The 13,943-nt window shown below is 59.7% G+C and carries 11 protein-coding genes and 1 tRNA gene; 7 read left to right on the forward strand and 5 right to left on the reverse strand.

Translation table 11 applies throughout. The annotated features are described in order from the left end of the window. Positions 1–2 precede the first annotated feature (2 nt). The 3 genes from gltB to DFR46_RS13690 are packed head-to-tail and all read right to left on the reverse strand — an operon-like array spanning position 3 to position 6,678. On the reverse strand, positions 3–4,517 hold the full coding sequence (gltB, locus tag DFR46_RS13680) for a glutamate synthase large subunit (protein WP_116236945.1): 4,515 nt from the start codon (positions 4,515–4,517) through the stop codon (positions 3–5). Then, the gene (locus DFR46_RS13685) at positions 4,514–5,215 is read right to left on the reverse strand and encodes a DUF2059 domain-containing protein (protein ID WP_116236946.1); all 702 of its coding nucleotides are present in this window, start codon (positions 5,213–5,215) and stop codon (positions 4,514–4,516) included. The genes gltB and DFR46_RS13685 overlap by 4 nt, the downstream gene beginning before the upstream one ends. After that, a complete protein-coding gene (locus tag DFR46_RS13690) occupies positions 5,212–6,678 on the reverse strand; it encodes an NAD(P)-dependent oxidoreductase (RefSeq protein ID WP_116236947.1) in 1,467 nt (488 codons plus the stop codon). Before DFR46_RS13690 ends, DFR46_RS13685 begins: the two co-directional genes overlap by 4 nt. A gap of 204 nt (positions 6,679–6,882) precedes the next feature. Between DFR46_RS13690 and DFR46_RS13695 the strand changes: the two genes are divergently transcribed. Further along, the gene (locus DFR46_RS13695; RefSeq protein WP_116236948.1) at positions 6,883–7,677 is read left to right on the forward strand and encodes an undecaprenyl-diphosphate phosphatase; all 795 of its coding nucleotides are present in this window, start codon (positions 6,883–6,885) and stop codon (positions 7,675–7,677) included. Positions 7,678–7,690: 13 nt separating this feature from the next. Here the strand turns inward: DFR46_RS13695 and DFR46_RS13700 are convergent, their stop codons facing one another. Beyond that, on the reverse strand, positions 7,691–8,767 hold the full coding sequence (locus tag DFR46_RS13700) for a TIR domain-containing protein (protein ID WP_116236949.1): 1,077 nt from the start codon (positions 8,765–8,767) through the stop codon (positions 7,691–7,693). Between the two features lie 38 nt (positions 8,768–8,805). After that, positions 8,806–9,753, reverse strand: coding sequence for a complex I NDUFA9 subunit family protein (locus tag DFR46_RS13705; protein ID WP_116236950.1), 948 nt, complete (start codon positions 9,751–9,753; stop codon positions 8,806–8,808). A 123-nt stretch (positions 9,754–9,876) separates the two neighbouring features. Between DFR46_RS13705 and DFR46_RS13710 the strand changes: the two genes are divergently transcribed. The 6 genes from DFR46_RS13710 (at position 9,877) to DFR46_RS13735 (ending at position 13,913) form a co-directional block, all read left to right on the forward strand. After that, a tRNA-Leu gene (locus tag DFR46_RS13710) sits at positions 9,877–9,964 on the forward strand. Between the two features lie 166 nt (positions 9,965–10,130). Beyond that, positions 10,131–11,348 carry a tyrosine-type recombinase/integrase gene (locus tag DFR46_RS13715; RefSeq protein ID WP_116236951.1) on the forward strand — a complete coding sequence of 406 codons (1,218 nt, stop codon included), beginning with the start codon at positions 10,131–10,133 and terminating at the stop codon, positions 11,346–11,348. 59 nt (positions 11,349–11,407) lie between these two features. Beyond that, positions 11,408–12,025 carry a hypothetical protein gene (locus DFR46_RS13720; RefSeq protein ID WP_116236952.1) on the forward strand — a complete coding sequence of 206 codons (618 nt, stop codon included), beginning with the start codon at positions 11,408–11,410 and terminating at the stop codon, positions 12,023–12,025. Between the two features lie 140 nt (positions 12,026–12,165). Next, entirely contained in the window at positions 12,166–12,333 is a 168-nt protein-coding gene (locus tag DFR46_RS13725; RefSeq protein WP_116236953.1) for a helix-turn-helix domain-containing protein, read from the forward strand. 8 nt (positions 12,334–12,341) lie between these two features. Continuing rightward, a complete protein-coding gene (locus DFR46_RS15055) occupies positions 12,342–12,821 on the forward strand; it encodes a helix-turn-helix domain-containing protein (RefSeq protein WP_116236954.1) in 480 nt (159 codons plus the stop codon). A 3-nt stretch (positions 12,822–12,824) separates the two neighbouring features. Then, complete coding sequence (locus DFR46_RS13735) at positions 12,825–13,913, forward strand: tyrosine-type recombinase/integrase (RefSeq protein ID WP_116236955.1); 1,089 nt, start codon at positions 12,825–12,827, stop codon at positions 13,911–13,913. Positions 13,914–13,943: the final 30 nt, after the last annotated feature.

Consider the following 13,943-nt stretch of genomic DNA (forward strand, 5'->3'; position numbering starts at 1 on the left):
GGTTATTCCGCCGCCACGACCTCTTCCTCATCGCTGAGCGGATGATCGAGCCGGCCGATCATCTCTTTTGGGCAGACCTGCCAGAACTGTTCGCGCCACCGGTCCCAATCGTCGATGATCGTATGCGCCCAGGCGCTTTCTGTCGCCTTGGCATGGCTGCCAATCAGTTCAAGGAGCCGCTCTTCCCAGTGGCTGGATGCCAGGCGCTGCCAGACGATGCTATCGGGATTGGCGTGCCGTTCGAACTCGCCGGCCTCGTCCAGAATGAAGGCCATGCCCCCGGTCATGCCCGCGCCGAAATTCTTGCCGACTCGGCCGAGGATGACAGCTGTGCCGCCGGTCATATATTCGCAGCCATTGGCCCCGCAGCCCTCGATCACGACATCGGCGCCGGAATTGCGCACCGCGAAGCGCTCGCCGGCCCGGCCCGCCGCGAACAATTTGCCCGAGGTCGCGCCGTAAAGCACCGTATTGCCGATAATCGTGTTGTCCCTGCCTTCTAGCGGCGAGGAAACCGTCGGACGGATGACGATATGGCCGCCGGACAGGCCCTTGCCGACATAATCGTTCGAATCCCCGAAGATTTCGATCGTGATGCCCTTGCACAGAAAGGCGCCGAGCGATTGGCCGGCCGAACCGCGCAGGCGGACGTGAAGATGGTCGTCGGCGAGTTCCGACATACCGAAGCGCCGGGTCACTTCCGACGACAGCCGGGTGCCCACCGCCCGGTGCGTATTGCGCACCGTATAGGTGAGCTGCATCTTCTCGCCACGTTCGAACACAGCTTTCGTGTCTTCGATCATCTGTGCATCGAGGCTGTCGGGCACTTCATTGCGCCAGCTATCGAGGCTGAACCGCCGTTCATGGTCCGCCGCATCGACCTTGGCGAGAATCGGGTTGAGATCGAGATCGTCGAGATGTTCCGCGCCGCGGCTGACCTGGCGGAGCAACTCCGTCCGCCCGACAATCTCGTCGAGGCTGCGATAGCCGAGCCGGGCCAGGATCTCGCGAACCTCCTCGGCGATAAAGGTCATCAGGTTGATCACCTTCTCGGGCGTACCGGTGAACTTGCCGCGCAGTTTCTCGTCCTGTGTGCAAACGCCGACCGGGCAGGTGTTGGAATGGCATTGCCGGACCATGATGCAGCCCATCGCGACGAGGCTGAGCGTACCGATGCCATATTCCTCGGCCCCGAGGATCGCGGCGATCACGATATCACGCCCGGTTTTCAGTCCGCCATCGGTGCGCAGGCGAATCCGGTGACGCAATCCGTTGAGCGTCAGCACTTGATTGACTTCGCTAAGTCCCATCTCCCACGGCGTGCCTGCATATTTGATCGATGTCTGGGGCGAAGCGCCGGTGCCGCCGGTATTGCCGGCGATCAGGATCACATCGGCATGGGCCTTGGCGACACCCGCGGCGACCGTTCCGATGCCGGCCGAGCTGACAAGCTTCACGCAGACCCGTGCTTTGGGATTGATCTGCTTCAGGTCATAGATCAGCTGGGCCAGATCTTCGATCGAATAGATGTCGTGGTGCGGTGGCGGTGAGATCAATGTAACGCCGGGCGTGGCATGGCGCAGCTTGGCGATGAATTCGGTGACCTTGAAGCCAGGCAGCTGTCCGCCTTCGCCGGGCTTGGCGCCCTGGGCAACCTTGATCTCGATTTCGTCGCAGGCGTTGAGATATTCCGCGGTCACGCCGAACCGGCCGGACGCGATCTGCTTGATCACGCTGTTGGCATTGTCGCCATTGGCGCGCGGTGCGTAGCGCTCCTTGTCTTCCCCGCCTTCGCCGGACACCGCTTTCGCGCCGATACGGTTCATAGCGATGGCCAGCGTTTCGTGCGCTTCGGGGGAGAGCGCGCCCAGACTCATGCCCGGGGTTACGAAGCGCTTGCGAATCTCGGTGATCGCCTCGACCTCGTCGATCGGCACGGCCTGCGGCGCGTAATTGAACTCCATCAGGTCGCGCAGATAGACGGGGTCCATATCGCGCACTCCGCGCGCGAACTGGAGGTAGTTGGAATAGCTGTCCGTGCTGACAGCGGTCTGCAGCAGATGCATGAGCTGGGCGGAAAAGGCATGGCTCTCTTCGCCGGCGCGCTGGCGGTAAAAGCCGCCAATGGGGAGGTTGATCACCGACGGATCCCAGGCCGCATCATGGCGCAGCTCCGCATTCAGTTGCAGCGATGCATAGCCTTCGCCGGAAATCTTGGCCGGCATGCCGGGGAAGAACTCGTTGACCAGCGAGCGCGACAATCCGACCGCTTCGAAATTATAGCCGCCACGATAGCTGGAGATGACCGCGATCCCCATCTTCGACATGATTTTGCGCAGGCCTTCGTCAATCGCCAGCTGGTAGCGTTCGAGACAGTCTTCGAGCGTCAGATCGCCGAACAGGCCGCGCGCATGGCGATCGGCGATCGCGCCTTCGGTCAGATATGCGTTCACCGTCGTCGCGCCGACGCCGATCAGCACCGCGAAATAATGGGTGTCGAGGCATTCGGCCGAGCGGACATTGACCGACGCATAGCTGCGCAGGCCCTTGGCTTTCAGATGGGTGTGAACAGCGGCGGCGGCGAGAACCATCGGGATTGCAATCCGGTCCGGCCCGGTATGTTCATCGGTCAGGAACAGTTCGATATGGCCTTCGCGGACCACCTGCTCGGCCTGTTTGCGCACGGCCGCTATGGCCTCGCGCAGCGTGCCGCCGACTTCATAGCTGCAGTCGATTTCCGCGGCGACTTCGCCAAACCCTTCCTTCAGCCCGCCCCACTGGTCGGACGTAAGCACGGGAGAATCGAGAACAAGCACGCTGTCCTGCTCGGCCTCGCGGTCGAGGATATTGGCGAAGTTGGAAAAGCGCGTCTTCAGGCTCATCACATGGCGTTCGCGCAGGCTGTCGATCGGTGGATTCGTCACCTGGCTGAAATTCTGACGGAAGAACTGGCTGATCAGCCGGGGCTTGCCGGAAATCACGGCGAGCGGCGTATCGTCTCCCATCGATCCGATCGCTTCCTTCGCGGTCTCGACCATCGGCGCGAGGATCAGCTCCATATCCTCCATGGTCTGCCCGGCCGCGACTTGGCGGCGCAGCAGTTCGGTGCGGTTCCAGTCCGGCGCGTACCGCTTTTTCGGCCTGGGCAGGTCGGCGGTCGTCTTGAAGCCCTTGACCCATTCGCCATAGGGGCGCTCGCCGGAAATCTTGTCCTTGATCGCGAGGTCGTCGAACAGCACGCCCTCGTCGAGATCTATGGCGATCATCTGCCCGGGGCCAAGCTGCCCCTTCTTCACGATCTGGCTTTCGGGAACGACCACCATGCCGGTTTCCGACCCGACGATGAGAAGACCGTCCGAAGTCTGGGTCGTGCGCAAGGGACGCAGCGCGTTGCGGTCCATCCCCGCCACGATCCAGCGGCCGTCGGTCATGGCAAGCGCGGCCGGGCCGTCCCACGGCTCCATCATGCTGGCGAGATAGGCATACATATCCTTGTGCGCCTGTGGGATGTCGTCGTCATGCTGCCAGGCTTCGGGGACGAGCATCAGCTTGGCCGTCGGCGCATCGCGGCCCGAGCGACAAATAGTCTCGAAAGTCGCATCGAGGGCAGCGGTGTCGGACGATCCCGCCGGGATCAGCGGTTTGATCTCGTCGCCATGCTCGCCAAATGCCAGCGAAGCCATCTTGATCTCGTGGCTCTGCATCCAGTTCTTGTTGCCGCGGATCGTATTGATCTCGCCATTATGGGCGAGTGAGCGAAACGGCTGGGCCAGCCACCATTGCGGGAAGGTGTTGGTCGAATAGCGCTGGTGGAAGATTGCCATCCGCGATTCAAAACGCTCGTCGGTAAGATCGGGATAGAAGGTCGCCAGCGATTCCGCGAGGAACAGACCCTTATAGACTATCGACCGGCAGGAAAGGCTGCAGATATAGAAATCGCGCACCTGGGCGGCGATGATCCGCTTCTCGATCCGCTTGCGGATCAGGAACAGGTCCTTCTCGAACTCGGTCGCGTCCACCTCATCGCCCATGGGACCGGCAATCATGATCTGCTCGATCTCGGGCCGCGTGGCCTGCGCCTTCTGGCCGATGACGGAAACGTCCACCGGCACCTGCCGCCAGCCATAGATGGAATAGCCGAATTCGATAATCTCACTCTCGACAATCGTCCGGCAGATTTCTTGTGCATTCAAATCGGTGCGCGGCAGAAAGATCATGCCAACGGCCAGCCGGTTCGGCATTGGCCGGTGCCCGCTATGGGCAATCGCATCGTCAAAGAAACGCTCGGGCAGATCAACGAGCAGCCCAGCGCCGTCCCCGGTCTTGCCATCCGCATCGACAGCCCCGCGATGCCAGACCGCGCGCAACGCTTCGATCCCTGCCTCCACAACCCGCCGCGAAGGCTTGCCATCAATCGCCGCAATCAGCCCGACGCCGCAGGCATCGGATTCCAAATCGGGACGGTACATGCCCTCGCGCTCAAGGCGTTCATGTTCGGGGGTGGGGTAATGGGTCATTCTTCGGTCTCTGTTTCAGAAGCTTGCGTCCCGCCGCGCATGGCGTCGAGATTGCTGGTGGTGACATCGCGCGGAGCGCTCGCGCCGTCGCTGCCCTGAAGCGCGGCAAGGCGTGTCATAAAGTCTCGGATATCGGTCTGGAGATGCTGCATCGATCGCGCCATCGTCCCGCGCTGCCAGGCCGCGATATCCGGATCGGCCATGATGGAATTGGACTGCTGCAGATAGGCCCGGCCCGCCTCCGTTTCGAAGAATTCGCCGATCTCCCGCATCTCTCGGCGCGTGAAGCGGCGTGCATAGGCGCAGGACATGGCCTCTATCATGCTCGGAAGGTCGGCAGTGGCCGATTCGAGCGCGCGGGCGCGCTGGACCACCATGAATTCCATGAAGAGGGTCCGGACATCGGGATTGTCGGAGAGCGCAGCCTCCAGCTCGGGCGCCTGCATCATCCCGGCTTCCAGATTGGCAATCATCGGCTCGATCATCGCAATCATCATGGCTTCGCGCTGATCCGGCGGCATCAGGATGTCGAGCAGCTCGCGGGCCGCTTCGACGCGTTCCGGTTCGGGAACGAGAATGGTGACGGGCGAGGCTTGATCTCCATCAGTTGAGGCTCGCGATTCCGATTGCGCCTGCATGGGAGTATGAAATGGAAGCGCGAGTGCAGCCAGTCCGATCAGAAAAGGATTAATTTTCACGCGACCGCCTCTTCCCGCGCCACTTGCTTTGCCGCCTCTGGCGCCTTCGCCTTGAGATAGGCATGCATATGCTCGGCGACATCGCGGCCGTCGCGAATGGCCCAGACGACAAGGCTCGCGCCGCGCACGATATCGCCAGCGGCAAACACGCCGTCGAGGCTCGTCTGCATCGTCTTGTGATCGACGCGCAGCGTGCCCCAGCGGGTGACGGAGAGGTCGGGCGAGCCGAACATGCCGGGAAGGTCTTCGGCATCGAATCCCAGCGCCTTGATCGCGAGATCGGCGTCGAGATGGAAATCGCTGCCCGGATCGATTTGCGGCGAGCGGCGGCCAGAGGCATCGGGCGCGCCGAGCCGCATCCGCACAGCCTTCACGCCAGTCACGCTATCCGTTCCTTCGAATGCCTGCGGACCGGAAAGCCAGACGAACTCGACGCCTTCCTCTTCGGCATTGCGGACTTCGTTCTGCGAGCCGGGCATATTGTCCCGATCGCGCCGGTACAGGCATTTGACCGTTTTCGCACCCTGGCGAACGGCGGTGCGCACACAGTCCATCGCCGTATCGCCGCCGCCGATAACGACGACATTCTTGCCCGCCGCGTTGAGATCGCCATTGTCGAAAGCCGCGACCTTCTCGCCGAAGCTCTTGCGGTTCGATGCAATCAGATAGTCGAGTGCCTCGACGACGCCGTCCGTGCCGACGCCGGGCGCCTTCAGTTGGCGCGCCTTGTAGACGCCGGTCGCGATAAGCAGCGCGTCATGCTTCTCGCGCAGCTCGGCGAGCGTCGCATCGCGGCCGACCTCGAAGCTTTCGTGGAACTGGATGCCGCTGTCCTTCAACCGCTGGACGCGGCGCATGACAATCTCTTTTTCGAGCTTGAAGCCGGGGATGCCATAGGTGAGAAGACCGCCCGCCCGGTCGTGCCGGTCATAGACATGCACTTCATAGCCATGGCCGCGCATATATTCGGCCGTCGCCAGGCCGGCCGGCCCCGCACCGATCACGCCGACCGACTGGGCGGTGCGATCCCGCACGGGGGTGATCGGTTCCACCCAGCCTTCTTTCCAGGCGGTATCGGTGATGTATTTTTCCACCGAGCCGATCGTCACCGCGCCATGGCCGGTAAACTCAATCACGCAATTGCCTTCGCACAGCCGGTCTTGCGGGCAGATACGGCCGCAGATTTCCGGCATGGTCGATGTGGCGTTGGAGAGTTCGAACGCTTCGCGCAGCCGGCCTTCGGCCGTAAGCCGAAGCCAGTCGGGAATATGGTTGTGCAGCGGGCAATGGACCGAGCAATAGGGAACGCCGCATTGCGAGCAGCGCGCCGACTGTTCCTCCGCTTTCTCCGCGGCATAGGCGCGCGCGATTTCCTCGAAATCCTCGCGGCGGTCTCCGGGCGTGCGTTTGGCAGGATAATCCTGCGCAACGCCCACAAATTTGAGCATTGGATTGTCAGCCATCATCTTCTCCGTATGCGGCACGTCATAACAGGAAAAATCCCCAAGTCACCCGCAAAAAGGCGATATAGGACAGTTATACTGACTAATAGAATGAATATTTCTCGCCTGCGGTCCGATTTGCGGAGTGACAGGAAATATATAGGGCCATAACGGTCTTATATTTAACGCAAGACAGACGGGAATCGCCTGTGATAGGGGCATTTCATGTCCTTTCTTCAAATGCTGATTACTGCGATTGTACAGGGCGTGACGGAGTTCCTGCCGATCTCGTCATCGGGGCATCTGATCCTGACACCATTGTTCATGGGCGAAGAGGATCAGGGGCCGCTTATCGACGCCGCGCTGCATGTCGGTACACTGCTCGCAATCATCGTCTATTTTTTCAAGGATGCCTGGGGCCTGGCACGGGGCGGCTTCGCCACGGTTGGTATCGGCTCCGCTCCCGAACAGCGCCGGCTCTTCTGGTGGGTTGCGATCGGCACGGTGCCAGTCGTCGCTTTCGGGGCCTTTCTCTACACTTATGACATCATGCAAAATTTGCGGCTGACCGATCTCGTGGCGGTAAACCTGATCGGCTACGGAATTCTGCTCGGTGTTGCGGATCGCTTCGGCCGGCAGGAAAAAGCCTATGAGGATATGACGCTGCGCGATGCGATCATCGTCGGCCTTGCCCAGGCGCTGGCGCTGATTCCGGGTACCAGCCGCTCAGGCGTGACGATGACGGCAGCCCGCTTCCTTGGCTATGAACGCGTCGAGGCGGCCCGTTTCTCCTTCCTGCTCTCGATCCCGGCTGTGGCCGGGGCAGGGGTGCTGGTCATCCCGCAGATCATGGAAGTGGGCGGCGAGTTAATGGCCGAGGCGCTGATCACCGGAGCGATGACCTTCGTTGCCGCGCTCGGCACGATGCATTTCCTTATGCGGTTCTTGCGCAAGGCTTCGATGATGCTGTTCGTCGTCTACCGCGTCGCGCTGGGCATCCTGCTGCTGGCTGTCTTTTAGCGCCGCTAGGTAATTAGCCGCCGACTGTGCGGACATAGGCATCCGCGACGCAGGGCTGCGCCAGGCCAAGCGCCCGGTTGGCCGCCGCCGCATCTGGATAGCTGCCGATCATCACCACGGTTAAACCGGGTGCGAGCCCTGGATAATCGTCGGACCGCGCCACGATCGGTTCGATACCGGCACAGGCCTGGAAGCCACGTGCGCGCCTCAATGCCGTCCGGTCGCCGGGCTGGAAGCTGCCGACCACGACATAATAACCGCCGCCGGTTGCCGGCACCGCCGAGGCGGGTGGAGTCGGTGAGGGAGCCGGTTCGGCGTATTGCGGTTCTGGCTGCTGCGGTACAGGCGCAATGGGTTGGGGTTCGACCGATTCGACCTCTTGTACACTGGTCCTGCCATCATCCAGCGCCGGATCCGTTGTCGTGTCGGCTGCTGCGGTCTCCGTTCCGTCATCGCGCGTCATGATATAAAAACCGGCAAGCATGACGGCGGCGACGATCAGGGCCGTGACAATCGGAATTTTCCACTGGTTGCCCGGTCCGCCATTGGCCGACCCACCATTGACCGGAGCGGCAGCAGCCGCGGCTGGCTCGGCCGGAGGCGGCGGCGCGGCTGCGGGCTGGGCGGTTTGGGCGGTAACAGGTGGCGGGGCCGGATCCGGCGCAGCGTTTTTGGCCTGGCGCTTGATCGTATCGATCATCCGCGTGATCGTTTTGTCGTCGCCGTCGAACCAGTCGATCCATTGATAGTCGTTCAGCCAATAGGCCAGCCCGTCTGCGGGCTTTTCTTCCAGCCGCACCGGATAGATCAGCTTGTCGGAATCTTCCGCCATCATCAGCTCGCGTTTCACGTGGCGGGACTGATCGGACTGGCCGCAAAAGAGCAGGATGATCAGATCGGACTGGCGGACCTGATCGACAATCGCCTTGTCGAACGGCTGGCCGGGATCGATATCGTCCGGCGCCATCCATCCGGTAACGCCGTGATGGCCGAGAATAACCTTCAGCCGCCGCGCGGTTTCGACCTGCGAACTGTGATGGCTGATAAAGGCGGTCGGCCGCCCCGCATTGTCGCTTTGGCCGTCGCTCACCTACAATCTCCAATATAGTGCGTGGTCTGGATGGGCTGTTAGGCCGCGCTGGCTGCCTTGTTCGCGAAACGCCCATGATTGCGATACTGGACCAGCCATCGATCGGCGACTGCCGCCAGGGGACGAGGCGTTATACCAAGCGCCGCGAAGCCCTCGGCGCTATCGCTCACGACATTATCGCTTTGCAGGGAGAGCCACTGGTCCCGGCTGATCGGTGCACCGGGCAGGAAGCCCATGTTCGCGATGGCGCTGCCCACCATATCGGGCACATCTACAATTTCTTTGTCGGGCTTGCCGATGGCATCGAGTATGAAGCGGTTGATGGCGCGCATGGACAGCTGCTCGGGACCGCCCAGCTCGAACGTCTTGCCGCGATAGGCCGATGGGTCGGCAATCGCCTTTGCCACGGCCTGCGCCACATCGGCGACATAAACGGGCTGGAATTTCGTTTCCGGTTTCATCACCGGTACGATGAAGGGCGTCAGACGTGCTATCGCCGCGAACCGGTTGATAAACCCGTCTTCCGGACCGAAGATAACGGAAGGCCGCATGACGATCGCCTGCGGCAGTATCTCGCGTACCGCGTCTTCGCCAGCGGCCTTGGAACGCGCATAATGCGATGCAGCGTCCGCCGCGGCCCCGATCGCCGAGATCTGGACGAAATCCGCAACCCCGGCGGCCTTGGCCGCTTCCGCCAGGTTGCGCGCACCCTCGACATGGAATTTCTGGAAATCGCCTTTGAGGATGCCGACAAAGTTGATGACCGCATCCGCACCCTCGACCGCCCGGGCCAGCGTTTGAGGCCGCGTGATGTCGGCGGCGACGAACTGCGTCTGGCCAAGCCCGCCCATCGGCTTGATGAAATGGGCGCTTTCGGGATTGCGTTCGGCAATGCGGATGCGGAAGCCGGCTTTCAGCAAATCCTGCGCGACATAACGGCCCAGAAAACCGCCACCGCCAAACATTGTCACCAGCCTGTCGTGCATCGTGAATCCGCTCCCTAGAGATCAAGCTGCCCCAATGGCGTTTAACCAGCACATTGACAAGCGCTCCATCGGCCATCATAGCGCCCCTCCTGCGTTTTGGCGAGCATATCGCCCGAACCGTGGGCCCAGATGGCGGAATTGGTAGACGCGCCAGCTTCAGGTGCTGGTGTCCCTTGTGGACGTGGAGGTTCGAGTCCTCTTCTGGGCACCATTTGACTGTTCGTGACAGTCCTCCAGTGCTTGCAAAAACCCCAGAAATCCGGTAAAAATTACCCAGTTTGGCCGCTGGCGTTCGCCCCTGTTCGTGTTCAATCGCGATGTAGTGGGGGCCACGTTGGGGGCCACTTGGAAACCGGCTTAAGGGAGTGGCCCCCATCATGGCGCTGACAGATACGAAAATTAGAAACGCAAAACATGGGGCCAAGCCGATCAAGCTGTTTGATGAGCGAGGCCTGTTTCTGTTGCTTCAACCGTCCGGCGGCAAGCTCTGGCGCTTGAAATACCGGATATTGGGCAAAGAAAAGAAGCTGTCGCTAGGGATATATCCCGATGTGACATTGAAGGTCGCGCGTCAGCGTCGTGATGAGGCGCGCACGCTTCTTGCCAATGGTACAGACCCAGCAACAGTCAAGCTGGATCAGGAAAAGGCGGCACGGGCGTTAGCCGCCAACACGTTCAAGGTTGTCGCGGACGAATATATCGAAAAATCGGCTCTGGAGGGCAGGGCGGCTGTAACGATCAAGAAAACGCGCTGGCTATTGTCATTGATGGAAACTGATCTGGGATACCGCCCGATTAGCGAAATCACGCCAGCCGATCTGCTGGCCACGTTGCAGAAAGTTGAAGCCAAGGGCCATCTTGAAACCGCGCGGCGGATGCGGTCACTGGCGGGGCGCATATTCCGTTATGGCGTGGCAACGTCCCGCGCGACCGCCGACCCCTCCGCGCTGATACGTGGCGCGCTGGTGGCTCCCAAAGTGAAGCACCATAGCGCGCTAATAGAGCCGCAAGCGGTAGGCGAGCTATTGCGGGCCATCGATGGCTATGCAGGCCAACCACTCACCTGCCTTGCACTCAAGCTTACGCCGCACCTGTTTGTCCGTCCGGGCGAATTGCGCCGTGCCGAGTGGAGCGAATTTGATCTGCAAAAAGCGATTTGGACTATTCCAGCCGAGAAAATGAAGATGCGCAATCCGCACGTCGTTCCGCTTTCTGGACAGGTTCTCGAATTGCTGGAGTCCGCCAAGGCCATTAGCGCGGGGCAGCGCTATGTCTTTTCGTCCCTGTATCCCGGCAATCGGCCTATGTCGGAAAACACCATCAACGCGGCTTTGCGTCGGCTGGGATACACCGGCAAGGAAATGACCGCGCACGGCTTTCGTTCAACGGCCAGCACGCTGCTGAATGAAAGCGGTAAATTCAACCCTGATGCCATTGAGCGAGCGCTGGCCCACAAGGAGGGCAATGCTACGCGCGCGGCTTATCATCGCGGCCAGCATTGGAAAGAGCGCGTCGAAATGGCGCAATGGTGGAGCGATCATCTTGATACGCTTCGCGATGGCGCAACGATCATTCCATTTGCCGTGAAGTCTTGAGCGCAGAATCTGGTTGATCAAGATTCGACAGAAGAGAAGATTTTGTTCAGTCTTGGCAAATGGTTGCCTCCGACGAAGATTCCAACACCATTTCCGAGAGCGAATATGATGGCTGGATGTCTGCAGCGGACGCTAAAGCACTACTAGCATCTCAGGATGATTGGTCACCTTACGCCGCTGCGGTCACGATCACGCAGCGTCTCAAAGATGGACTAATAGATGCTGTGGCAAGCACGCTAATTTGGAAGGCAGAGGGTAAACGAGAGTCGCACCGATTTCGATTGATTAGGTTCGGATACTGGCCCGATGAAACGGAAGAAGTGCACCACAACTTTTGGAAGAGCGGTGACATTTCGATTCATGTTCCCGACGCAAATAGGTACGCTATTCAATCTGGACCTACGATCTCTCTATATAGTGTCCGATTCCGTTCGGAAGAAATTCGAGGAATAATGCCGCCAGCTAAAGATTGGACAACGCTTGCCGAGGAGAAAGCGGAGCCGAAAGCACCGATTGCTAAGAGTGAACTTGAGCGTTTTTGTCGTCTCTATATTGAAATTTGGGGTGTGCAGGCGACGGAACAGAACGCGCTCGCAGCATGCAAGGCGATGTTTCCGCAAATAAAATTGCCCGTGATCCTTTTCGCGCGATTTTTCGCGAGATACGTGGACCTGTAGCCCCTGGAAAAAAGCCATCTCGCGGCTAAGTGCCGCAAATTTGCCGCGTATTTAACGCCGAAATAGACCGCGAAAAACAGACGGCGGTAAACTTCCTTGCACACGCTGGATAACCAGCGAATGGGTTAAGGGAGTTGAAAATGGAACCTGTCACGATCGCAATCAACGGCGCGGCTAAGGCTTTGGGGCTTGGCCGCACATCGATCTATGCGCTTATCAACGAGGGGCGGCTGGAAACGGTCAAGTTTGGCCGGCGGCACCTAATCAAAACGGAATCGATCCGGCGCTTGATTGATAGCGCGGAATAGAACGCGTCATGTCTGGCAAGCGGATCAATCCGCGCCTTGCCAAGTTGCACCGTTCCTACAGTGTTGAGGAAGCGGCGCGGGTTCTAGGCGTGCACAAAAATTCGGTGCTTTCCTGGATCAAGTCGGGATTGCCGATAGTCGATAGCACAAGGCCCATTCTAATTTTGGGCAGAGAATTGCGTGGTTGGCTGGAGAGACGCCGCAATTCGGCGAAACGTCCCTGTCCCCCGGGCACGCTTTACTGTGCCAAATGTCGTGAGCCGAAACCGCCTGCGCTGGGCATGGTCGAATATACACCTAGGAATGCTGTATCAGGCACGCTGAGAGCGTTTTGCAGCGATTGTGACACGATGATGCATCGTCACGTGCGCCAAGACTCTATCGGCACTGTCATGCCCAATCTGGACGTCCAGATAACGGAAGCACCACCACGCATAATAGAGCGGGCGCATCCTTCCCTAAACTGTGACAAAGCAATGGAGGCCTAAGGCATGGCAAAGCACAATGCGCAAAATACCCGGATCAAACGGGAATATTTCCAATATCTGAAGGAAGCGATGCGGCGCGATGAAGCGTCGATTGATGCAGTGGCAAAGGCGCTATCGCGCTTTGAAGAGGCGAACGGCTTCAAGGATTTTCGCAAATTTCATCGGGAACAGGCGGTCGCATTCAAGCGCAAGCTGGACTCGCAAATTGCCCTTCGCACTGGCAAGCCATTGGCTCGCGCTACAGTCCATTCTACACTATCGGCGTTGCGAGCATTTTTTATCTGGCTCGCTGGCCAGCCGGGTTACAAATCCAAACTCGCCTATGGTGACGCGGACTATTTCAATCTAGCGGAAAAGGATGTGCGGATTGCCAAGGCAGCGCGGCAGAAGCCAGTGCCGACGCTGGAGCAAGTGCATCACGTTCTGGCGACCATACCAGCCGGAACCGATATTGAGAGACGCAATCGGGCGCTGATCGCTTTCACGATCCTGACAGGAGCGCGTGACGGGGCCTTAGCATCCTTGAAACTCAAGCATGTAGATTTAGGGGAAGGTGTCGCCCATCAGGATGCCCGCGATGTGCGAACCAAAGCCTCAAAGAGCTTTTCGACATGGTTCTTTCCAGTTGGTAGCGACGCACTGCAAATCGTGACGGACTGGTGTCAGCATTTGCGGGATGCACTGCTATGGGGCGATGACGATTCGCTGTTTCCCAAAACGCAGATTGGCTTGGACGAAGGAGGTGGTTTTCAGCCGGTCGGTCTTTGCCGTGAACACTGGAGCGGGGCAGGACCGATCCGCACTATCTTCAAGGCTGCGTTCGAAGCGGCTGGTTTGCCTTATTTCAACCCGCATTCCTTCCGGAACACGCTGGCGCAACTTGGCGAGCGTAAATGCAAAACGCCTGAAGCATTCAAGGCATGGTCACAAAATTTGGGCCATGAACAGGTGCTAACGACGTTTACGAGCTATGGGAAAGTGCCCGCGCAACGGCAGGCGGAATTGATTAGAGGGTTTCGATATACCGAACAAGACGATCCTTTGCTGGACGGTCGGGTTTTGGAACTAATCCGCGAAATCGGAGCTAATTGATGATTTCACCTTCCGCAACTTCGCGGGCCC

The organism is Parasphingopyxis lamellibrachiae (assembly GCF_003385775.1).
Taxonomy (GTDB): domain Bacteria; phylum Pseudomonadota; class Alphaproteobacteria; order Sphingomonadales; family Sphingomonadaceae; genus Parasphingopyxis; species Parasphingopyxis lamellibrachiae.

Excerpts from the sequence above, each read along its gene's own strand:
- gltB (WP_116236945.1), bottom strand. The coding sequence starts at position 4,517 with ATGACCCATTACCCCACCCCCGAACATGAACGCCTTGAGCGCGAGGGC.
- DFR46_RS13690 (WP_116236947.1), bottom strand. The coding sequence starts at position 6,678 with ATGGCTGACAATCCAATGCTCAAATTTGTGGGCGTTGCGCAGGATTAT.
- DFR46_RS13695 (WP_116236948.1), top strand. The coding sequence starts at position 6,883 with ATGTCCTTTCTTCAAATGCTGATTACTGCGATTGTACAGGGCGTGACG.
- DFR46_RS13705 (WP_116236950.1), bottom strand. The coding sequence starts at position 9,753 with ATGCACGACAGGCTGGTGACAATGTTTGGCGGTGGCGGTTTTCTGGGC.
- DFR46_RS13715 (WP_116236951.1), top strand. The coding sequence starts at position 10,131 with ATGGCGCTGACAGATACGAAAATTAGAAACGCAAAACATGGGGCCAAG.
- DFR46_RS13720 (WP_116236952.1), top strand. The coding sequence starts at position 11,408 with ATGGTTGCCTCCGACGAAGATTCCAACACCATTTCCGAGAGCGAATAT.
- DFR46_RS13725 (WP_116236953.1), top strand. The coding sequence starts at position 12,166 with ATGGAACCTGTCACGATCGCAATCAACGGCGCGGCTAAGGCTTTGGGG.
- DFR46_RS15055 (WP_116236954.1), top strand. The coding sequence starts at position 12,342 with ATGTCTGGCAAGCGGATCAATCCGCGCCTTGCCAAGTTGCACCGTTCC.
- DFR46_RS13735 (WP_116236955.1), top strand. The coding sequence starts at position 12,825 with ATGGCAAAGCACAATGCGCAAAATACCCGGATCAAACGGGAATATTTC.